The following is a 20,162-nucleotide window of genomic DNA, read 5'->3' on the forward strand; positions in this document are numbered from 1 at the left end:
GCGCGAGTGATCGCGTACGCGGATTCCGGCCGAGTGCAGGGAGTTGACCAGCGTGTACCACTCAGGAAGCGTCACTCAGCAGGCAGCCGGCTCCGCGACGGGTCTGCTCGACCCGAGGGGCCAGGACTCCGAGGCCATCCTCTACCAGCGCTGCACCTGGTGCGGCACCGCCATGTACCACCGGGTGCTCTGTCCGGTCTGCCGGGGCAGCGAGCTGCGCACGGAGCGGGCCGAGGGCACGGGCACGGTGCGCCACTCCACCGTGGTGCACCGCAACACCCCCGCGGCACGCAACGTCTCCCTGATCGAGATGGCCGAGGGCTTCGTGGTGCGCGGCCGGGTGATGGGCCCGCCGATCGGCATCCACAGCGGCGACCGGGTACGGCTGTCCACGGCCAAGGACCCGGTACGGGGCGAGCCGGTCTTCCAGCTCCTGGACGAGCCGTACCGGGCCTGGAGCTGACGCCTCCTCAGCAGAGAGTGATACGGATGCCCACGGTGCCGTCCACGCCCCGGCGCAACCGGCTGCCGAGCAGGGTGAGCCGGCCCGTCAGGCCGTACTTGCGGGCGATCAGCCGCCGGTAGCGGGCGGTGGTGGCCTGGTCGCAGATCTCCGCCGTCGCGGGCACCTGGTCACCGGTGGCGTTGCCACGCAGGTCGCAGGGGCCGACCAGTACGTCGGCGCGGTTGCGGATCCGCTTCACCTTCCAGGAGTCGGCGGGCGTCCACGCGCCGAGCGCCGCACCGTCGCGTACCACCCAGACCGGAGTGGCGACCGGTGTGCCGTTCCTGCGGTAGCTGGTGATCAGCAGGTACTTTCCCGCGCCGAGTGCGTCAAGCGGCGTGTCGTCCATGGCGGGCAGTGTACGAGTGCGTCCCGAGGCTCAGCGGAGCGCCGCCGCCATTCTGCGCACCGCCTCCGTGAGTACCTCTTGCGAGGTCGCCAGGTTGAAGCGGGCGTGGCCGGTGCCGCCTGTGCCGAAGGGGAGGCCGGAGCTGAGGGCGACCCTGCCGCGGTGCAGGAAGACATCGGCCGGGTCGTCGCCCAGCCCCAGGGCGCGGCAGTCGAGCCAGGCCAGGTAGGTGGCGTCGCCCGGCCGGTAGCGGATCGCGGGCAGGTGCTCGGCCAGCAGGTCCGCGAGCAGCCACCGGTTGGCGTCGAGGCCGGCCAGCAGGGCGTCCAGCCAGGTGACGCCGTCGCGCAGCGCGGCGGTGTGGGCGATGACGGCGACGTGGCTGGGGCCGTGCCCCACCTCCTCGGGCATCCGCTCCAGGTCGGCGGCTGCCTCGGGCCCGGCGATCGCGAGGGCGGCTTTGAGCCCGGGCAGGTTCCAGCCCTTCGAGGCCGACATCAGCGACAGGCCGCGCTCGGCGCCCGGCACACTCAGATACGGCACGAAGCCGGCGTCGCCGAGCACGAGCGGGGAGTGGATCTCGTCGGCGACGACGCGCACGCCGTACCGCTCGGCGAGGGCCGCGACGGCGGACAGCTCCGCGGCCGTGTGCACGGTGCCGGTCGGGTTGTGGGGGCTGCACAGCAGGTGAGCGGCCCGCCGCCGGTCCGTCACGGCCCGCCGGAAGGTCTCCTCCAGGACATCGAGGTCCAGGCGCCCGTCCGCCCCGAGCGGGGCCTCGGCCACCCGGCGGTCCATGTGCTCCAGGAACAGGTAGAACGGCGGGTACACGGGCGGGTTCACGACCACGGTGTCGCCGGGGCCGGTGACCAGTCCGAGCATCTCGACGACACCCAGCATGACGTCGGGCACGATCGCGGTGCGTTCCACGGCGAGCCCGTCCCAGCCCCACCGCTTCCCGGCGAAGTCCGCCAGTGCCTCCGCATAGGCGGTGCCTGCCGGGTAGCCGGTGTCGCCGAGGTGGAGCGCGTCGGTGACGGCGCGCACGACGGACCGAGCGAGCGGCACGTCCATCTCGGCCACCCACAGCGGCAGCACGTCTTCCGGGTAAGTGCGCCACTTCACGCTGGTGCGCTGCCGGAGACGGTCGAGAGTGAGGGCTTGCAGGGGATTAGGTTCACCGGACGACTCGTGCGGGATCCTGGTCATGGGCACACGATAGGGGGCTGTGCGGTGAGCGGGAATCTTGCGGCCGGGGAGCGGGGCGGGGAGGGGGACGCGGTCCTGGAGGTCGCCTGCGACGAGTCGGGGTCGGACGGTGAGAACCTCACCGGCGGGAACACGGACGTGTTCGCGCACGCCGGAGTCTCGCTGTCCGAGGCCGCGGCCGCGGCGACGGTGCGGGAGGTCCGGGACCGGATCAGGTCACCGGCCGAGGAGTACAAAGCGAACCATCTGCTGCGGGAGAAGCACCGCGCGGTGCTGGAGTGGCTGCTCGCGCCGCGAGGGCCGATCCACGGGCGGGCGCGCGTGCACCTCATGGAGAAGACGTTCTTCGTGGTGGACCGGACGCTGGGCCTGCTGCTCGACGACACGGTCGACGCGGCCGTTCTGTTCCGCGCGGGGCGCCCGGCCTTCGGGGAGGCCGGCTGGCGGGCGTTCCTGGAGGCGGCCAACCAGCTGCTGCGGGTCCGTCCGGACGGGGACCCGGTGGACGCTTTCTACGGCACCGTCGGCACCCTGCTCCGGGCACGGCCGCGGACGGACGCGGCGAGCGTCCTGGAGCGACTCGCCGCGACCCGGCCCCGCGCGGTGTCGTACCGGGACGGCCTCCTGACCGGGCCGCCGCTGATCCCGCTGCTCAATCCGCTGCTCCCGGCGATCGTGCGCACGGCCGCGCTCTGGAGCCGCGGCGGCCGGCCGGTCCACCTCGTGCACGACCGGCAGAACATGCTGACGCCGGACCGCATCGCGTGGATCGAGGGGACGGCCCGGCGGGCCGGGACCGGCCTGGTGGGGTTGCGGCTCGTGGTGGCGCGTGACGACGCACGGGTGCAGGTGGCGGACTTCCTCGCCGGAATCGCCCGCAAGATCGGCTCCGACGAGCTGAACGGCCGTGGGGATCCCTCGCTCACCGCCCTGCTGCGGCCCTACGTCGATCCGGGCTCGGTGTGGGGCGACGCCCGCAGCGGGGCCCTGCTCGCGGACCCGGTCTCCGGGTGACACGGAAGAGATCACCGGTGCGCTGAACGCGGCAGGGCTGCGCCCCGTATGGATGAGGGGCACTCAACTCAAGGAGGGCCCTGCGGTGTTCGCATCGTGATGTTCTGGTTCGGGAGCCATGCATGAGGCACGCACGACGACGGGTCGTCCGGCGAGTGACACGGCTGGCGGCCGTCGGCGGACTCCTCCTCGGAGGAGCCATGGTCACCAACGCCGTGGCGAGCGAGCCATCGGCCCCTGTCATCGGCGTCCCCTTCACCGCGCCGCCGGCGACCGGCGAGGGCACCGACCTCGTGTCCCGGCTCGGCAACACACGCACGGCGGGCAGCTGGATCGACAAGTCCGGGCGGCCGGTCGTCGCGGTCACCGACGAGAAGGCGGCCGCCGAGGTGAAGCGCGCCGGAGCGCGGGCCAAGATGGTCAGCCACAGCATGAGCGACCTCAAGTCCGCCGCGGCGACGTTGCGTTCGGCCCCCAGGGTCTCCGGCACCTCGTGGGCGCTGGACTACAAGAACAACCAGGTGGTGGTGCGGGGCGACAGCACCGTCTCCGCCTCCGCCTGGTCCAGGATGACCGAGGTCGCCGAGGGCATCGGCTCCTTCGTGCGCATGGAGCGCACCGAGGGGACGTTCACGACACGGCTCAACGGGGCGCAACCCATCCTGTCCACCGCCGGGCGCTGTTCGGCGGGGTTCAACGTGACCGACGGGGAGAGCGACTTCATCCTCACGGCGGGGCACTGCGGTCCCGACGGTTCCGTCTGGTTCGCCGACGACCGGGGCCGGCAGCAGGTCGGCACGTCGCTCAAGGGGAGCTTTCCCGGCGACGACTACTCCCTGGTCAAGTACGACGCCGGGCGCGCGGGCAAGGGCGCGGACGTGGTGGCGGTCGGTGACGGCAAGGGCGTGCGGATCACCGGCGTCGCCGATGCGGAGGTCGGGCAGCAGGTCTTCCGCAGCGGCAGCACCAGCGGACTGCGCGAGGGAGAGGTGACCGCGCTCAACGCCACGGTCAACTACCCCGAGGGCACGGTCAGCGGGCTCATCGAGACGAACGTGTGTGCCGAACCCGGTGACAGCGGAGGCCCGATGTTCGCCGACGGCATCGCGCTCGGCCTCACGTCGGGCGGCAGCGGGGACTGCAAGGCGGGCGGTACGACGTTCTTCCAGCCGGTGACGAAGGCGCTGACCGAGCTGGGCGTCAAGCTGATCGTGGCCAAGTCGGCCGGCGGCACGGGCGCCGCACCCGCCCCGTCGGCGTCGCAGGGCGCGGCCTCGCCGGGTTCGTCGGCGCCGATCACGGGGACGGACGTGTCGACACTGCTGAGCCGCCTCACCGACCCGCGCAATGTCGGCCCCGGGATGCTCGTCATCGCGGGCAGCCTCATCGCCCTGGTGGCGACGCGCTGGATCCGCGCGGAGCAGGACCGCAAGGCGTATCGGCAGTACTACTCGGCGACTTGGGGGTGATGCCGTCGGCGGCCGGGCGTCGCCGGGTGTGCACCAACACCCTGTGCGCCGTCATGGGCGGGGACGCGATCTTCGAGGAGCTCCAGGAGCACCTCGGCGTCGGCAACGGCGAGACCACCCCGCACAGCACCGACGGCTCGACGAGGAAGGTGACGGCCGTGTGATGTGCGCGCCTGGAGAGCAGGCCGCCGGTGGTGGGAGCACCGCCCTGCTCGAGCGAAGCCGAGAGCCTGGGGGACGACGATGCCGTAGACGACGGCCGAGGAGAGCGCGAGAAGGGCACCCATTGGGTCAGGGGTGCCCTTGGACGAGGGTCCTATGCGTCAGCAGGTCAGCGGGCCGGGACGAGGGTCAGGCCGCGGCGCCTACTGCGGGGCCGCGGCGGCCCACTCCAGGACGAGCCGCTGGTACTCCTCGCGCTGCTCGACGCTCAGTGTCCCGCCCGACCGGCGCCACAGCGCACGGATCTCCTCGTTGACCTCGTCAGCCGATCGCTCGGATGAGGTTTCAACAGTGGTGGACATGCTGTGAAGCATACGTCGCCGGACGTGAAGGCGACGTGAGTAATCATGACCTAAACGGTCATTTCGGACAGTGTTGCTGATCACGTCCATCTCCCGGTAAACGTGAGGCTGTTCACATCAACCACCTGTGAGTACCTTTCGCCTACGGGAAGTTCGCCGTCGTTCACGCTTCCGCCGACTCCAGCACCAGCACCTTGATGGCCAACACGGCCGCACCGCGTGCCCAGTCGTGGAAGTCGGAGACCTTCGTCTCCAGACCGACGGGGGCGGCGAGCGGGTGCCGGTGCTCTCGGATCGTCTCCTCGACCGTCTTGCCGGCCACGTCCATCAGCCCGACCCCCTCCCCCGCGAGCAGGATCTTCTGCGGCATCACGAAATTGGAGATCTGCGCCACGAGCGTGCCCAGGGCTCGCGCCGCCTCGCCGACGACCCGGGCGGGCATCGGGTCCCCGGCGGCGGCTCGGGCGAGGATCTCCTCGTAGGTGCTGTCATCGCCGGTGGCGGCCCGGATCTGGTAGCGGATGCTCGGGATGGTCAGCAGCGAGACGGCACTGCCGCGCCTGCCGTCCGGGGTGAGCGGCCCGTGGGAGTCGACGATCCAGTGCTTGCCGAAACCGCGGTCCTCCTCCGCGAAGGGCACCCGCTTGCCGCCCAGGACGAGCCCGTAGCCGAGGCCGGCGCCGATGGTGAGGACGACGAAGCGGTCCAGCCCGCGCCCGGCGCCGAACCACGTCTCCGCCTCGACCAGGGCCGCGACGTCGTTCTCCACGACCACCGGCAGGCCGGTGCGCTCCTCGACCAGCTCGGCCAGGGGGACGTCCCGCCACAGCAGGAACGGGGACTCGCCGACCACGGCACGGTCCTGGACGAAGCCGCCGACCCCGATACCGATCCCGGCCAGGCGGGGGTGGCCCGTGGCCAGTCCGGCGGTCATCTCGGCCAGCACGTCGGCCACTTCGGCGGGGTCATGGCTGGTGAGCGGGCGGTCGTGGCGGGCGACGATGTGGCTGCGCAGGGTGGTGACGACCCCGTAGACCATGTCCTCGGTGATCTTGAACCCGAGGAAGAAGCCCGAGTCGGCGACGACGTCCAGCGGCTGCGAGGGACGGCCCTGGCGCGCCTCCGCGGGTGCCCCCGCCTCAGGCACCTCGACCAGCAGACCCGACTCGATCAGCGGCTTGGTCAAGCGGGTGAGGCTGCCGGCCGACAGACGCAGCCTGCGGGCGAGTTCCGTGCGCGACAGGGGGCCGTGGACCAGCACTTCGATCGCCACGGAGCGCTCGCCCGGGCTCAGCGGCAGCCAGCCGGAGGTGCCTTCGGTCATGAAAGGTCCGACCCCCTCTCCCATTTTTTTCGCACTGAAACCAACATGACCACTCTAGGCGGATGTCGGTTCCTGGGAAAAGATGTTTGCAGGGCTCTTGACGCAGCAATTGTTTCGCACCAAAAGTAAGTCCCGCCAGAGGACGAGCCGCCGCAGCGAGGGAGTCTCCCGATGACCATCGCCTCCAGCAGTCCTCCTTCGCGTCTGCCCTCGGGCGACGCGGCGGAGGCACCCAGCAGGACCGGGCCGCGACAGGGGGTGTCCGGCGAGGACCGGGGGGACGGCCGGCTGGCCGCGGTCTTCATCGCTCCGGCCCTGCTCGGCTTCCTGGTCTTCCTGCTCTGGCCGACCCTGCGGGGCATCTACCTGAGCTTCACCCGCTTCAACCTGCTGACGCCCGCGGAGTGGGTGGGCCTGGACAACTACGTCCGCATGGTCAACGACCCCATCTTCTGGGACTCCCTGTGGGTCACCGTCGAGTACGTCGTCATCAACATCGGCGTCCAGACGGTCGCGGCGCTCGCCATGGCCGTCCTGCTCCAGCGGCTGACGCAGTCGGCGACGCTGCGCGGCATCGTGCTGACGCCGTATCTGATGTCGAACGTCGTCGCCGGTCTGGTCTGGCTGTGGATCCTCGACACCCAGCTCGGCATCGGCAACGAGATCATCAGCGGTCTCGGCGTGGACCGCATCCCGTTCCTCGCCGACGAGACGTGGGCGATCCCGACGATCGCGCTCATCAACGTGTGGCGGCACGTCGGGTACACCGCCCTGCTGCTCTTCGCAGGTCTCCAGGCGATCCCGAACGACATGTACGAGGCGGCCCGGGTGGACGGCGCGAGCGAGTGGCGGATGTTCTGGCGGATCACCATGCCACTGCTGCGGCCGGTGCTCGCGGTCGTGCTGATCATGACCGTGATCGGGTCGTTCCAGGTGTTCGACACCGTCGCCGTGACCACCGCGGGCGGTCCGGCGAACGCGACCAACGTCCTGCAGTACTACATCTACGGCTCGGCCTTCGGCCGCTTCCAGTTCGGCTACGCCTCGGCCATGTCCGTCGCCCTGCTGGTCGTGCTGAGTGCGATCACCGTCCTCCAGTACCGGCTCACCCGGGCCGGCCGGACCGACCTCGGCTGACGGAAGGGAGACACCGCCATGGCTGCCGTGACGACAACGACACCGACGACCCTGCGACAGCGCAGGATCCCCTTCGGGCGGGCCGCCGCCTGGACCGTGATGGGGCTGATCGTCCTCATCACCCTGCTGCCGTTCTACTGGATCCTGCGCACCGCGCTCTCCACCAACGCGGGCTTGAGCGCCGACCCCACCAACCCCCTGCCGGTGGACCTCACCACCAGCGGCTTCGAACGGGCGCTGGGCCTGCAGTCGGCCGAGGAGGCGGTCGCGCAGGGCGGCGCGGGCGGCGGGCTGGACTTCTGGCGCTACCTGCTCAACTCGGTGCTGGTCTCGACCCTGATCACCGGATGCCAGATCTTCTTCTCGGCGATGGCCGCGTACGCCTTCTCGCGGCTGCGCTGGCGGGGCCGGGACAAGGTGTTCGGGCTGTTCCTCGCCGGGATGATGGTGCCCGCCATCTTCACGCTGCTGCCGAACTTCGTGCTCATCAAGCAGCTGCACCTGATCGACACGCTCCTCGGCATCGCGCTGCCCACCATGTTCATGACGCCGTTCGCGGTGTTCTTCCTGCGGCAGTTCTTCATGAACATCCCCAAGGAGGTCGAGGAGGCCGCGCTGCTCGACGGCGCCGGGAAGATCAAGATCTTCTTCCGGGTGGTCCTGCCGATGGCGTCCACGCCGATCATCACGCTGGCCGTGCTGACGTACATCACCTCCTGGAACGACTACTTCTGGCCGCTGATGGTCTCCTACAGCGACAGCTCGCGCGTACTGACCGTGGCCCTCGCGGTCTTCCGGGCACAGACACCGGCGACCGGCGTCGACTGGTCCGGGCTCATGGCCGCGACGCTGATCTCGGCGCTGCCGATGCTGGTGCTGTTCGCCTGCTTCGCCCGCCGCATCGTCAGCTCCATCGGCTTCACCGGGATCAAGTAAGGGGACTGTGATGCGAATTCGACTTCGTCCGCTCGTCGCGGCGACCGGAGCGCTGGCGCTGTCCCTGGTCGGCGGATGCGCGCAGGGAGGTGCCGCAGGCTCGTCCGCGAACACCGTCACGTACTGGCTGTGGGACGCCAACCAGCTGCCCGCCTACCAGGCCTGCGCGAAGGGCTTCGAGAGGGAGAACCCCGGACTGAAGGTGAAGATCACGCAGTTGGGGTGGAGCGACTACTGGACCAAGCTCACCGCCGGGTTCATCGCGGGCACCCAGCCGGACGTGTTCACCGACCACATCCAGAACTTCGGCCAGTTCGCCGACCTGAAGGTCCTCGAACCGCTCGACGACCTCGGCATCAAGGACTCCGACTACCAGCCGGGCCTCGCCGCCAACTGGATCGGCCAGGACGGCCACCGCTACGGCGCCCCGAAGGACTGGGACACGGTCGCGCTGTTCTACAACTCCAAGATGACCCGGGCGGCCGGGCTCACTCCCGAGCAGCTGAACGACCTCTCCTGGAACCCGCGGGACGGCGGCACCTTCGAGAAGGCCATCGCCCACCTCACCGTCGACAGGAACGGCAAACGCGGTGACGAACCGGGCTTCGACAAGAACAACGTCAAGGTCTACGGCATGGCCAGCAACGGCGGCGGCTTCGGCGACGGCCAGACCCAGTGGAGCAACTTCGCCGCCTCCGCCGGCTGGAGCTACCTCGACAAGCCGCGCTGGGGCACGAAGTACCAGTACGACAGCAAGACTTTCCAGTCCGTCATCCAGTGGTACTTCGGCCTGGCGAAGAAGGGCTACATGCCGCCCCTGTCCGACTACAACGTCCAGTCCAACCAGGCGAACACCCAGGTGGCGGCGGGCAAGGCGGCCACCGCGTTCGACGGGGCCTGGATGATCTCCACCTACGCCGGCTTCAAGGGCAAGGACATCAAGACCGCCCTGACGCCGACCGGCCCGACCGGCAAGCGCGCCACGATGATGAACGGCCTCGCCGACTCGATCACCAGGGCCTCCAAGAACAAGGCGGGCGCCCGCAAGTGGGTGGCCTATCTGGCCTCGGACCGGTGCCAGACCGTCGTCGGCAAGTCGGGCGTGGTCTTCCCCGCCACCCCGGCCGGGACCGAGGCCGCCGTCGCCGCGTACCGGAAGAAGGGCATCGACGTCTCGGCGTTCACCGAACCCGTGGCCGACAAGAAGCACGCCCGGACCTTCTCGTACCCGATCGCCAGCTACTCGGCGGACATGACCGCGCTCATGCAGCCCGCGATGGAAGACATCTACGGCAACGGCAAGCCCGTAAGCAGCCTCGATCAGACCAACGACCAGATCAACCTCATCCTCTCCCAGTGAAGGGCACGCGCTCCATGACGTTCTCCCTCGGCATCGTCGGCGCCGGGCAGTTCTCGGGCCAGTTCGCCACCCTGTTCCAGGCCCACCCCGGCGTCCGCGACGTCTACGTCACCGACCTGCTGCCCGAGCGGGCCGCGCAACTCGCCTCCGCCCAGGGGCTGGCGGGCACCTTCCCGTCCTACCAGGCCATGCTGGAGTCGGAGGACGTCGACGCCGTCGCGATCTTCACCCAGCGCTGGACGCACGGGCCGCTGGTGCTCCAGGGTCTGAACGCCGGCAAGCACGTGTACTCCGCGGTTCCCATGGCGATCAGCACGGAGGAGATCGCGGCGATCATCGACGCGGTCAAGGCCACCGGGCTGACCTACATGATGGGCGAGACCAGCGAGTACAACCCGGCCACGGTCCACGCCCGCAACCAGATCGCCGAGGGCGCCTTCGGGCGGCTCTTCTACGCCGAGGGCGACTACGTCCACGACATGGACCTGGGGTTCTACGAGGCCTACCAGTACAGCGGCGGCGAGAACTGGAAGGCGACCGCCAGCTATCCCCCGCTGCTGTACCCGACGCACGCGGTCGGCGGGGTGCTGGGCGCCTGGAAGACGCACGCCGTGAGCGTGTCGGCGATCGGTGTCACCGACGACCGGGGCGACGGCGTCTTCGACAAGGACGTCAGCCAGTTCGGCAACGACGTCTCCAACGCCACCGCGCTCTTCGAGGTGGCGGGCGGCGGTTCGTTCCGTACGAACGAGTTCCGGCGGGTCGGCTACCCCTCGCACATACGCGAGTCGCGCTTCCGCTTCTTCGGCACCGAGGGCAGCATGGAGCAGCTGGCCACGGTCGCGCTGTGGCAGGACAAGCAGGGGGTGAAGGACATCAGCGAACTGCTGGAGCCCAAGCCCACCATGGCTCCCGACGACCCCTCGCTGCAGCACATCGCGCCGGAGCTGCGGGCCGCCTTCACCTCCGGGTCGGCGCCCGTGCACGACCGCGCGCGGCTGCCGAGGGAGTTCGACCACCTCCACAACGGCCATGAGGGCAGCCACCACTTCCTGGTGGACGACTTCGTGACCGCCGTCAACGACCGCTCGTTGCCGTCGGTGAACGCCTGGGTGGCGGCCCGCTACACCCTGCCGGGGATCATCGCGCACGAGTCCGCGCGGCAGGGCGGGGTCAGGCTGGAGATCCCGGACTTCGGGGACGCGCCCCGGTAGGGGACGCCGGGTGCGAGCCGGGTACCCGGTATCAGGTGCCCGGCTTGCGGCCGTAGACGAAGACGTCGTCGCCCTTCTTCAGCAGCGACCAGTACTTCTTGGCGTCGGTCTTCGTCATGTTGGTGCAGCCGTGCGAGCCCGGCGGGTTCCACATGCTGACGCCGACCGAGTGGAAGGCCTGGCCGCCGTCGAAGAACTGCGCGTAGGGCATCGGCACGTCGTAGATGGACGAGACGTGGTCGATGTTGCGCCAGTAGATCTTCTTCAGGCCGGTGCGGGTCTCGTACCCGTCGCGGCCGGTGCGGACCGGGACGGGGCCGTAGACGAGCTTCTCGCCGTCCTGGATCCAGCTCAGCTGGAGCGTCAGGTTCACGCAGGCGATCCGGCCCTTGTTCACCGGGCACTTGCCGTCCTTGTTGGGGGTCTTGCCGACGGCCTTCTGCTTCTGCATCAGGTCCATCACACCCCAGGTGACGGATCCGGCGTAGCCGATGTTCGGGGTGATGCCGTGCTTGGTCTGGAAGGCCTTGATGGCCTTGCAGTCGGCGGCGGACTGCTTGCCGTCGACCGGACGGCCGAGGAACTTCTCGACCTTCTTCTGGTACGGGCCGGCCTGCGTGGTGCAGCTCGCGGCCTGGGCCGGCGCGGCGCCGAGTGCGAGCGTGAGCGGTGCCACCAGACCGGTGATCCCCAGTGCGACGGCGCTCCGTCTGCGTACGTCCCCCATGGCTGGTCATGCCCTTTCGCGAAAACGGGTCGGTGATGTCTGCCAGCTAGACGGACGGAGAACGGTTCCGGTTGTGCGGTCGGGCGCGCTGGGACGGAACAGTGACATACCCCACCGGAACAGAGCGGATATATCTGTACACAGTGGGGCATTTCGAAGAAGATCCGGTTCCCGGCTCGTCCGTGTCAGCGGTAGCCGGCCGTGTCCGCCGGCTTGCCCGCGTCCTGCACCTCCACGAGGTAGCGCCAGGCGTCCGGGCGGCTGCCGTCGAGGTCGGTGAAGCCGTACACCTGGGCGAGTCCGCCGCTGGACAACGACTGCCCGTTCCAGCGCGCCACGTCCGCGTCGGCGGCGAGTGCGGCCACGGCCCGGCCCACGTAGTGCGGGGTCTCCGAGATGGCGAAGTGCGGGACGCGTTCGAGTGCGTCGCGCCAGTTCTCCTCGCTCACCCCGTAGTGGTCCAGCATGATCTCCGAGCGCAGCCAGCCCGGGGTGAGAGCGACCGCGGTGGCGCCGCGCGGGCCGAGTTCGTGGCCGAGGGCGAAGGCCATGCGCAGCACGGAGGCCTTGGCGAGGTCGTAGAAGAAACTCACGCGGTAGTTCTCGGCGTTGTAGTCGGCGGTGCCGTCGGTGACCTCGACGACCAGCCCGCCGGGGTTGCGCAGCAGCAGGGGCAGGGCGTGGTGGCTGGTGACGGCGTGCGTCTCGACGGCGAGCCGGAGCAGGCGCAGGCCTTTGTCGAGGTCGTGCTCCCAGAGGGGGGCGTCCCACTCGAAGAGCGTCTCGCCGCCCCAGATGTCGTTGACGAGGACGTCGAGGCGGCCCTGTTCGTCCGCGATCCGGTCCATGAGCACCTTGACCTGCGCCCGGTCGAGGTGGTCGGTGGGGACGGCGATGCCCTTGCCGCCGGCGGCGGTGACCAGGTCGGCGGTGTCCTCGATGGTCTCGGGCCGGTCGTACTCCGAGCGGCGCTCGCGGGTGGTGCGGCCGGTGACGTAGACCGTGGCGCCGGCCGCACCGAGTTCGACGGCGATCCCCCGCCCGGCGCCCCGGGTGGCACCGGCGACCAGTGCGACCTTGTCCTGCAACGGAGCTGACATGTCCGACCTCCCGTGACGTGGCTGCTTGTCGCCCCCAGGGTCCCGGGTAAGCCGGACATCTTCTGTCGCCTTTTACGGGCGAGTCGCGGTCAGTGGCCCCGGGCGATCCATTCGTCCAGGTGCGGGGCCTCCGCGCCGATGGTCGTGGTGTCGCCGTGGCCGGTGCGGACCGTCGTGCCGGGCGGCAGGGTGAGCAGTCGGTCGCGGATGGAGTCGATGATCGTCGGGAAGTGCGAGAAGGACCGGCCGGTGGCGCCGGGGCCGCCCTGGAAGAGGGTGTCGCCGGTGAAGACGGTGCCCAGTCCCGGGTCGTAGAGGCAGACGGCTCCGGGCGCGTGCCCCGGGGTGTGCAGGACCCTGAGGTCGGCGCCGCCGGCCTCGATCGTCTGGCCGTCGACCAGCCAGGCGTCCGGTTCGCGGTCCGGGTGGGTCTGCTTCCACAGCGGCAGGTCGTCGTGGTGCAGCCAGATGGTGGCGCCGGTGCGTTCGGCGAGGGCGGGGGCGGCGTCGATGTGGTCGTTGTGGGCGTGCGTGCACACGATGGCCGTGAGCCGGCGGTCCCCGACGGCCTCGGCGATGGCGTCGGCGTCGTGGGCGGCGTCGATGACGATCGCCTCGTGGTCGTCGCCGACGATCCAGACGTTGTTGTCGACGTCCCAGGTGCCGCCGTCGAGGCTGAACTGCCCGGAGGTGACGAGGTGTTCGATGCGGGTCGTCATCACAGCACCACCACCGAGCGCAGCACGTCGCCGTGGTGCATCCGCTCGAAGGCCTTCTCCACCTCGTCGAGCTGGATCGTCTCCGTGACGAACGCGCCGAGGTCCAGACGGCCCTGCAGATGCAGGTCGATCAGCATGGGGAAGTCGCGGGAGGGCAGGCAGTCGCCGTACCAGCTCGACTTCAGCGCTCCGCCGCGGCCGAAGACGTCGAGCAGCGGCAGGTCGAGCTTCATCTCGGGTGTGGGGACGCCGACGAGGACGACCGTGCCGGCGAGGTCGCGGGCGTAGAAGGCCTGCTTGTAGGTCTCGGGGCGGCCGACGGCCTCGATGACGACGTCGGCGCCGAAGCCGCCGGTCAGCTCACGGATCGCCTCGACCGGGTCGCTCTCGCGCGAGTTGACGGTGTGCGTGGCGCCCATGGAGCGGGCGGTCTCCAGCTTGCGGTCGTCGATGTCGACGGCGATGATCGTCGCCGCTCCGGCCAGCTGCGATCCGGCGATGGCCGCGTCGCCGACCCCGCCGCAGCCGATGACGGCGACCGAGTCGCCCCGGCCGACGTTCCCGGTGTTGATCGCGGCGCCGATGCCGGCCATCACACCGCAGCCCAGCAGCCCGGCCACCTGAGGGGCCACGCGTGGGTCGACCTTGGTGCACTGCCCGGCCGCGACGAGCGTCTTCTCCGCGAAGGCGCCGATGCCGAGGGCCGGGGAGAGCTCCTGGCCGGTCGAGGCGAGGGTCATCTTCTGCTGCGCGTTGTGGGTGTCGAAGCAGTACCAGGGCCGCCCGCGCAGACAGGCCCGGCACTTCCCGCACACCGCACGCCAGTTGAGGATCACGAAGTCACCGGGCTCGACATCGGTGACGCCGGCGCCGACCGCCTCGACCACACCGGCGGCCTCGTGGCCGAGCAGGAACGGGAACTCGTCGTTGATGCCGCCCTGCTTGTAGTGCAGGTCGGTGTGGCACACCCCGCAGGCCTGCACCTTCACCACCGCCTCGCCCGGGCCGGGGTCGGGCACCAGGACCGTCTCGATCCGCACCGGCTCGTCCTTGCCGGGGGCGATCACGCCGCGTACTTCCTGGGCCATGGTGCTGACTCCTTCGTCGGCCGGTGTCCGTTCCCTTCCGACCCTACGCGCGACTGATCGGTGAGGGGTGCGGATCGGCCACCCCGCGCCGCACGGAAAGCCGCGAAAGGGCAGGCCGCACGGGTCGGCGGCGACGTAGCCTGAACGCTCCGCCGACGCCGAGGGAGCGCCGTGAGCATCGCAGAGACCGAGACCGCCATCCCCGCCTGGCGACAGCTCCTCGGATACGTACGGCCGCACCGCTGGTCCCTGCTCGCCGGCGCGCTGCTGTCCCTGGTCACCGGGGCGACCGGGCTGCTGCTGCCGCTGGTGGCGCGGGGCCTGATCGACGACCTGTCGCACGACCGGGCCATCACCGGCGCCCTGCTGGCCATGTCGGCCCTGGTCGTGGCCAACGCGGCGGTGGGCGCGCTGGGTTCGTACGTGCTGACCCGCACCGCCGAGTCGGTGGTGCTCGGCGCGCGGCGTGCCCTGTCGTCGTATCTGCTGCGGCTGCGGATCACCGCCGTGGACCGCAGCGAACCCGGTGACCTGATGGCCCGCATCACCTCCGACACGACGCTGCTGCGGGCGGTCACCACCGACTCGCTGGTCGGCCTGGGCACGGGCGGGCTGACGCTCGTCGCCACGGTCGTGATGATGGGTCTGGTGGACGCCGTGCTGCTGGGCGTCACCCTGGCCGTCATCCTGGGCGCGGGCGTGGTCCTCGGGGTGATCGTGCCGCGCATCAACAAGGCGAGCAGGCAGGCGCAGGACGCGGTGGGGCTCATGGGTGCCTCTCTGGAGCGGATCCTGGGCGCCCTGCGCACCGTCAAGGCGTCCGGCGCGGAGCACCGTGAGGAGCGGACGCTGCACGAGGCGGCGCAGGAGTCGTGGCGGCAGAGCGTGCGGGCCGCCAAGTGGTCGGCCGCCGCGGGCAACACGGCGGGGCTCGCCATGCAGATCGCCTTCATCACGGTGCTCGCCGTGGGCGGCGCACGGGTCGCGACCGGCACGGTGGACGTGGGCACGCTGGTCGCGTTCCTGCTGTACGTCTTCTACCTGATGTCGCCGATACAGCAGGTCGTCGGCGCCATCACCCAGTACCAGACGGGCGCCGCGGCCCTCACCCGCATCGAGGAGGCCCTGCGCCTGCCCGCCGAACCGGCCGCCGAGGCCGCCCCGCTGCCCTCCCCCGGCGCCGAGCCCGCCGCCCTCGACTTCGACGACGTCCGCTTCCGCTACGCCGACGACCTGCCCCACGTCCATCACGGAGTGACCTTCACCGTGCCCGCGCAGGGCATGACGGCGTTCGTCGGCCCGTCCGGCGCCGGCAAGACCACCGTCTTCTCGCTGATCGAGCGGTTCTACGACCCCGAGTCCGGCGTCATCACCCTGGACGGACGGGACCTGAACGACTGGGAGCTGCCCCGGCTGCGTGCCGCGATCGGCTATGTGGAGCAGGACGCGCCGGTCCTGTCGGGCTCCTTGCGCGACAACCTGCTGCTGGGCAACCCCGAGGCCGACGAGGACGCCCTCGCGCGGGTGCTGAAGACGACCCGTCTCGACGGCTTGGTGGCCCGGCTGCCCGGCGGCCTCGACACGCTCGTAGGGCACCGCGGCACCAAGCTGTCCGGCGGTGAGCGCCAGCGCGTCGCCATCGCCCGCGCGCTGCTGCGCCGCCCCCGGCTGCTGCTGCTCGACGAGGCGACCTCGCAGCTGGACGCGGTGAACGAGGCGGCGCTGCGCGACACCGTCGCGGACGTGGCCCGGACGACCACGGTCCTCGTCGTGGCGCACCGGCTGTCCACGGTGACGATGGCCGACCGGATCGTGGTGATGGACGCGGGCCGGGTCCGGGCCGTCGGCACCCACCGTGAGCTCGTGACGGCCGATCCGCTCTACGCGGAGCTGGCGGCGACGCAGTTCCTGGCCGCCGCGGACTGAGCCGGGCATGCGTGAGGGCCGCCCGGTTCCGGGCGGCCCGCGGCGTGCGCCGCCGTCAGCGGACGTTCGGCTCGCTTCCGCGTCGGCCGCGTTCGCCATCGGCGCGGCGAGGCCGGTGACCCCGGCGGCGAGACCAACGGCGGCGACGACACGTCGTGTTGAGATCATGCCTGTCGCAAGGCGCACGGGTCCCGGGCGGACCCCGGCGGGCGGCATCGCTCACCCGTCAGGCCCAGTGTTCCGGTTGCGCTTGCCGAGCCCGCCGGGCGGGAGGAGGCTCGACAGGAGAGGCCTTTCGCGGCCCGCGTCCGGCGGGCCGCGGCCCTTCGAAGGAGGTCATCATGGGAACCGCGGCAGACCCAGCCTTCGACCGGGACACCTTGCGCCAAGGCGTGGAAGGGGATCCGGACATCCTGCTCTCCCTGTACGCCGACGATGCGGAGCTGCGCATCGTGGACCGCACGACCCAGCCCAGCCACCCCAAGGTCCTGCACGGCCGGGAGGAGATCGGCCGGATGCTGGAGGACGTCTACAGCCGCGACATGTCGCACAAGCTGGAGCGGTGCGTCATCCAGGGCGACGAGGCCGCCTACAGCGAGAGCTGCCAGTACGCGGACGGGGTGCGCGTCCTGTCCGAGTCCATGATCGGGCTGCGCGACGGCAAGATCGCCGAGCAGACACTGGTCCAGGCCTGGGACGAGTAGCAGGAGCGTCACCGTGCTCCGTTAGGGTGGGGCCGGGCCGTGACTGGCGCTGAGGTGGAGCACCACCGGGGAGCGGCCCCGCGGAGGTCGATGCCGTGCGCCTGGGCGAAGCAGTTCACCAGCCCAGGAGTGGATCATGTCGCAGGCACGGCTCATGGACGGCACCGCACTCGCCCGGCGCATCATCGGGGAAACCGGCGAGCGCGCGGCCGGACTCACCGAACGGACGGGCACCGCGCCCTGTCTCGCGACGGTGCTCGTCGGTGAGGACCCCGCGTCCGTCACGTACGTCCGGATGAAGCAGAACCGCTGCCGCACGGCGGGCATCACCTCGCGACACGTGGCGCTGCCCGCCGCCACGACCACCGGCGAACTCGTGGGCACGATCGAGGAGCTCTCCGCCGACCCGGGGGTGCACGGCATCCTGCTTCAGCACCCGGTGGGCGACCACATCGACGAGCGGGCCGCGTTCGAGGCGATAGCGCCCGGGAAGGACGTAGACGGCGTCACCTTCGCCTCCTTCGCGACCATGAGCTTCGGGCTGCCCGGTTTCGTGTCGTGCACGCCCGGCGGGATCATGCGGCTGCTCGACGCGTACGGCGTCGACCCGGCGGGCAAGCGGGCCGTGGTCGTGGGCCGCAGCGCGATCCTCGGCAAGCCCGTCGGCATGCTGCTGCTCGCCCGGGACGCGACGGTCACTTACTGCCACTCGCGCACGCAGGACCTGTCGGCGGCCGTGCGCGAGGCCGACATCGTGGTGGCCGCGGTGGGCCGGCCCCGCATCGTCCGCGGCCAGGACATCAAGCCCGGCGCCGTGGTGATCGACGCCGGATACAACGCCGGGAACGTCGGCGACGTCGACTTCGACTCCGCCGTGGAGCGGGCCTCCCTGATCACACCGGTGCCGGGCGGGGTCGGGCCGATGACCATCGCCACGCTGCTGGAGCAGACCGTGGAGGCCGCCGCCCGGCAACTCGGTGTCGCCGGGGTGTGATCAGCGCATCCAGGCGCTGTACGACATGACGTCGCCCTTCTCGACGCCGAACGCGGGCTCCGGTGCGGTGAGGGTGCTCTCCAGCCCGAGGACGGCGCCGGTGGCCGGGTCCATGATCAGCATGCGGCGGACACCGCCGGTGTCGTTCACGTAGGCCTGGCCGCGCCGGCCCAGCCGGTCGGTCACCCGGCCGACCGGCCGCAGTCCCTCGGCGCCGGCCAGGAGCCGGGCGAGCGCCGCGCTCTCCCGTGCGCCGAGGGTCCAGTGGTCGAGCAGCGTGGCCATGGCGTCGAGCAGCTCGGGCGTGGTCAGCGGGGTGTCGGTGTACTGAGCCTCCATCAGGTAGGCGCGCAGCCGGGCCGGGTCGCGGGGCGGGGGTGACATGGGCGGGGCGTCGCTCCAGCTCGGCGGGTAGGTCCGGTCGAGGAGGACGTGGCCGTCGTCGACGAGGTGCGATTCGCCGCCCGCGTCCGAGAGGACCGGGCGGCCCGGGTGCCTCGGGTCCGTGGCCACGACGAGTTCGGTGTGGCTGTCGTCGGCCCGCCAGCGCACGATGCGCTCTTCGGGCAGGGTGATCGGGGGCTTGTCGTCGGACATGCCCAGACTCCAGGACTGCACGTGCGTGCCTTTGCGCAGGCGGGGCGCGTCAGGGGTCTCAGCCACGGCTGCCGCCCGCTCGGCCATGCGGCGCAGGGGCACGGGCGTGGAGCCGGTCTCGACCACCAGCGGTCGGGGCGCGGCGACCGCGGGCGGGGTGCCCGGTCCGCTCAGCACGAGGGTGAGGGTCAGGGCGGCGACGACGGCGGTGGCGACCACACCCCAGGCCAGCCGGAGCCGCCGGGGTCCCGGGAGCAGCAGGTCGCGCAGGCGGCCGGAGAGCAGACCTCGGTCTCCTGGGCGAGTGGGAAGCCCGTTCCCCGGATCGCGCAGCAGTTGTTCGAGCCGGCGCTCGGCGTTGTGGTCCAGGGGGCCGTCGCCGAAGTGTGGGCCGTCGGGCGGTGCGGGGTCGGCGCCGCGCAGCAGTTCGAGTTCGTCAGCCATGGCCGTGTTCCTTCGGGGCGGTCATGCAGGAGTGCTCGGCGATCGGTGGTCCGGGACGCATGCGGTCGATCTCGGCTCTGAGGCGGCGCCGGGCCCGGTGCAGCCGCATGGACGCGGCCCGGTTGCCGCAGCCGAGGACGACGGCGACCTCGTCGATGCCGAGTTGCTCCCAGGCCGTCAGCCGCAGCACCTCCTGGTCGGCGGCGGAGAGCCGGGCGAGTGCCTCGTGCACCCAGCCGCCGGGCGTGTCGGCGTCGGGGCCCGCCGCGATGTGCCGGCCGTGGGCGGTGTCGTCGTTGCCGAGCCGGTCGACGAGACGGCGGCGGCGTCCGTGGCCGCGTACCGCGTTGGCCAGGCAGTTGCGTGCCACGCCGTACAGCCAGGGCAGCGCGGCGGCCGGGAGGTCGGCCCGGCGCCGCCAGGCGACCGTGAACACCTCCGCCACCACTTCCTCCACGTCGCCGGCCCGCCCGTCCAGCCGCCGGGCGACATAACGGGTGACCGCCCAGTAGTGCTCGCGGTAGGCAGCGGCGAAGATCTCGTCGTTGCTCATGTCCCGTTCCTGTCCGGCACCTTCTGGATCGTCACACCCGGTTTCGTGATGCTCGTCGCGTCGGTGCAGTGTGACTCCCGGGCGGGGCGCGGACACAGGCGGGGCATGAGGCACCTCAAGTGGCTGACGACCACGGATCACAAGACGATCGGCACGCTGTACCTGGTCACGTCGTTCGCGTTCTTCGTCATCGGTGGCGTGATGGCGCTGCTCATGCGCGCCGAGCTGGCCCGGCCTGGTCTGCAGATCATGTCGAACGAGCAGTTCAA

At 70.9% G+C, this 20,162-nt stretch carries 20 protein-coding genes, 2 pseudogenes and 1 riboswitch; of the genes and pseudogenes, 12 read left to right on the top strand and 10 right to left on the bottom strand.

Translation table 11 applies throughout. The features are described from left to right. Positions 1 to 52 precede the first annotated feature (52 nt). Positions 53 to 463 carry a Zn-ribbon domain-containing OB-fold protein gene (locus ACFY5B_RS23455; RefSeq protein WP_104788120.1) on the top strand — a complete coding sequence of 137 codons (411 nt, stop codon included), beginning with the start codon at positions 53 to 55 and terminating at the stop codon, positions 461 to 463. Positions 464 to 470: 7 nt separating this feature from the next. Here ACFY5B_RS23455 and ACFY5B_RS23460 read toward each other — a convergent pair whose 3' ends face one another. Together ACFY5B_RS23460 and ACFY5B_RS23465 are read right to left on the bottom strand one after the other, a co-directional pair. Further along, positions 471 to 854: a PPOX class F420-dependent oxidoreductase gene (locus tag ACFY5B_RS23460; protein ID WP_389972162.1), complete on the bottom strand. Its 384-nt coding sequence runs from the start codon at positions 852 to 854 to the stop codon at positions 471 to 473. 30 nt (positions 855 to 884) lie between these two features. Beyond that, a complete protein-coding gene (locus ACFY5B_RS23465; protein WP_389972164.1) occupies positions 885 to 2,063 on the bottom strand; it encodes a MalY/PatB family protein in 1,179 nt (392 codons plus the stop codon). A gap of 24 nt (positions 2,064 to 2,087) precedes the next feature. Between ACFY5B_RS23465 and ACFY5B_RS23470 the strand changes: the two genes are divergently transcribed. The 3 genes and pseudogenes from ACFY5B_RS23470 to ACFY5B_RS23480 form a co-directional block, all read left to right on the top strand. Then, positions 2,088 to 3,077, top strand: a complete 990-nt coding sequence (locus ACFY5B_RS23470) for a hypothetical protein (protein ID WP_389972166.1) — start codon at positions 2,088 to 2,090, stop codon at positions 3,075 to 3,077. 122 nt (positions 3,078 to 3,199) lie between these two features. Continuing rightward, on the top strand, positions 3,200 to 4,546 hold the full coding sequence (locus tag ACFY5B_RS23475; RefSeq protein WP_389972168.1) for a S1 family peptidase: 1,347 nt from the start codon (positions 3,200 to 3,202) through the stop codon (positions 4,544 to 4,546). A 23-nt stretch (positions 4,547 to 4,569) separates the two neighbouring features. Further along, positions 4,570 to 4,665: pseudogene (locus tag ACFY5B_RS23480) on the top strand (NAD(P)H-dependent oxidoreductase subunit E); the annotation flags it as partial. A gap of 246 nt (positions 4,666 to 4,911) precedes the next feature. On the opposite strand, the gene ACFY5B_RS23485 reads toward ACFY5B_RS23480, so the two are convergent. Both ACFY5B_RS23485 and ACFY5B_RS23490 read right to left on the bottom strand, forming a co-directional pair. Continuing rightward, on the bottom strand, positions 4,912 to 5,070 hold the full coding sequence (locus ACFY5B_RS23485; protein WP_162494364.1) for a hypothetical protein: 159 nt from the start codon (positions 5,068 to 5,070) through the stop codon (positions 4,912 to 4,914). A 163-nt stretch (positions 5,071 to 5,233) separates the two neighbouring features. Next, on the bottom strand, positions 5,234 to 6,394 hold the full coding sequence (locus ACFY5B_RS23490) for an ROK family protein (RefSeq protein ID WP_389972170.1): 1,161 nt from the start codon (positions 6,392 to 6,394) through the stop codon (positions 5,234 to 5,236). A gap of 171 nt (positions 6,395 to 6,565) precedes the next feature. Between ACFY5B_RS23490 and ACFY5B_RS23495 the strand changes: the two genes are divergently transcribed. The 4 genes from ACFY5B_RS23495 to ACFY5B_RS23510 are packed head-to-tail and all read left to right on the top strand — an operon-like array spanning position 6,566 to position 11,041. Further along, positions 6,566 to 7,531, top strand: a complete 966-nt coding sequence (locus ACFY5B_RS23495) for a carbohydrate ABC transporter permease (protein ID WP_389972172.1) — start codon at positions 6,566 to 6,568, stop codon at positions 7,529 to 7,531. 18 nt (positions 7,532 to 7,549) lie between these two features. After that, the gene (locus ACFY5B_RS23500; protein WP_389972174.1) at positions 7,550 to 8,467 is read left to right on the top strand and encodes a carbohydrate ABC transporter permease; all 918 of its coding nucleotides are present in this window, start codon (positions 7,550 to 7,552) and stop codon (positions 8,465 to 8,467) included. Between the two features lie 10 nt (positions 8,468 to 8,477). After that, a complete protein-coding gene (locus ACFY5B_RS23505; RefSeq protein ID WP_389972176.1) occupies positions 8,478 to 9,827 on the top strand; it encodes an ABC transporter substrate-binding protein in 1,350 nt (449 codons plus the stop codon). 14 nt (positions 9,828 to 9,841) lie between these two features. After that, positions 9,842 to 11,041 carry a Gfo/Idh/MocA family protein gene (locus ACFY5B_RS23510; RefSeq protein ID WP_389972213.1) on the top strand — a complete coding sequence of 400 codons (1,200 nt, stop codon included), beginning with the start codon at positions 9,842 to 9,844 and terminating at the stop codon, positions 11,039 to 11,041. A 31-nt stretch (positions 11,042 to 11,072) separates the two neighbouring features. Here ACFY5B_RS23510 and ACFY5B_RS23515 read toward each other — a convergent pair whose 3' ends face one another. The 4 genes from ACFY5B_RS23515 to ACFY5B_RS23530 all read right to left on the bottom strand — a co-directional run bounded on the left by ACFY5B_RS23515 (position 11,073) and on the right by ACFY5B_RS23530 (position 14,675). After that, positions 11,073 to 11,768 (bottom strand): L,D-transpeptidase family protein, encoded by a 696-nt coding sequence (locus tag ACFY5B_RS23515; RefSeq protein WP_389972178.1) that lies wholly within the window; start codon positions 11,766 to 11,768, stop codon positions 11,073 to 11,075. A 185-nt stretch (positions 11,769 to 11,953) separates the two neighbouring features. Further along, positions 11,954 to 12,868 carry an SDR family oxidoreductase gene (locus tag ACFY5B_RS23520; RefSeq protein ID WP_389972180.1) on the bottom strand — a complete coding sequence of 305 codons (915 nt, stop codon included), beginning with the start codon at positions 12,866 to 12,868 and terminating at the stop codon, positions 11,954 to 11,956. Between the two features lie 89 nt (positions 12,869 to 12,957). After that, positions 12,958 to 13,587, bottom strand: coding sequence for an MBL fold metallo-hydrolase (locus ACFY5B_RS23525; RefSeq protein WP_389972182.1), 630 nt, complete (start codon positions 13,585 to 13,587; stop codon positions 12,958 to 12,960). After that, positions 13,587 to 14,675, bottom strand: a complete 1,089-nt coding sequence (locus ACFY5B_RS23530; protein ID WP_107458028.1) for an S-(hydroxymethyl)mycothiol dehydrogenase — start codon at positions 14,673 to 14,675, stop codon at positions 13,587 to 13,589. The genes ACFY5B_RS23525 and ACFY5B_RS23530 overlap by 1 nt, the downstream gene beginning before the upstream one ends. Positions 14,676 to 14,846: 171 nt before the next feature. Between ACFY5B_RS23530 and ACFY5B_RS23535 the strand changes: the two genes are divergently transcribed. The 3 genes from ACFY5B_RS23535 to ACFY5B_RS23545 all read left to right on the top strand — a co-directional run bounded on the left by ACFY5B_RS23535 (position 14,847) and on the right by ACFY5B_RS23545 (position 18,299). Then, the gene (locus tag ACFY5B_RS23535; RefSeq protein WP_389972184.1) at positions 14,847 to 16,601 is read left to right on the top strand and encodes an ABC transporter ATP-binding protein; all 1,755 of its coding nucleotides are present in this window, start codon (positions 14,847 to 14,849) and stop codon (positions 16,599 to 16,601) included. A 341-nt stretch (positions 16,602 to 16,942) separates the two neighbouring features. Further along, positions 16,943 to 17,305 (top strand): nuclear transport factor 2 family protein, encoded by a 363-nt coding sequence (locus ACFY5B_RS23540; RefSeq protein ID WP_033312434.1) that lies wholly within the window; start codon positions 16,943 to 16,945, stop codon positions 17,303 to 17,305. Positions 17,306 to 17,334: 29 nt separating this feature from the next. Further along, positions 17,335 to 17,419, top strand: a riboswitch (ZMP/ZTP riboswitch). Positions 17,420 to 17,441: 22 nt separating this feature from the next. After that, a complete protein-coding gene (locus tag ACFY5B_RS23545) occupies positions 17,442 to 18,299 on the top strand; it encodes a bifunctional 5,10-methylenetetrahydrofolate dehydrogenase/5,10-methenyltetrahydrofolate cyclohydrolase (RefSeq protein WP_389972186.1) in 858 nt (285 codons plus the stop codon). Here the strand turns inward: ACFY5B_RS23545 and ACFY5B_RS23550 are convergent, their stop codons facing one another. Both ACFY5B_RS23550 and ACFY5B_RS23555 read right to left on the bottom strand, forming a co-directional pair. Then, positions 18,300 to 19,340 carry a CU044_5270 family protein gene (locus ACFY5B_RS23550; RefSeq protein ID WP_389972188.1) on the bottom strand — a complete coding sequence of 347 codons (1,041 nt, stop codon included), beginning with the start codon at positions 19,338 to 19,340 and terminating at the stop codon, positions 18,300 to 18,302. Continuing rightward, positions 19,333 to 19,893 carry an RNA polymerase sigma factor gene (locus ACFY5B_RS23555; protein ID WP_033312432.1) on the bottom strand — a complete coding sequence of 187 codons (561 nt, stop codon included), beginning with the start codon at positions 19,891 to 19,893 and terminating at the stop codon, positions 19,333 to 19,335. The genes ACFY5B_RS23550 and ACFY5B_RS23555 overlap by 8 nt, the downstream gene beginning before the upstream one ends. A 48-nt stretch (positions 19,894 to 19,941) precedes the next feature. On the opposite strand from ACFY5B_RS23555, the pseudogene ACFY5B_RS23560 reads away from it, so the two are divergent. Beyond that, positions 19,942 to 20,162: pseudogene (locus ACFY5B_RS23560) on the top strand (cytochrome ubiquinol oxidase subunit I); the annotation flags it as partial.

It is taken from the genome of Streptomyces sp. NPDC013187, from assembly GCF_042899705.1.
Taxonomy (GTDB): domain Bacteria; phylum Actinomycetota; class Actinomycetes; order Streptomycetales; family Streptomycetaceae; genus Streptomyces; species Streptomyces hawaiiensis_A.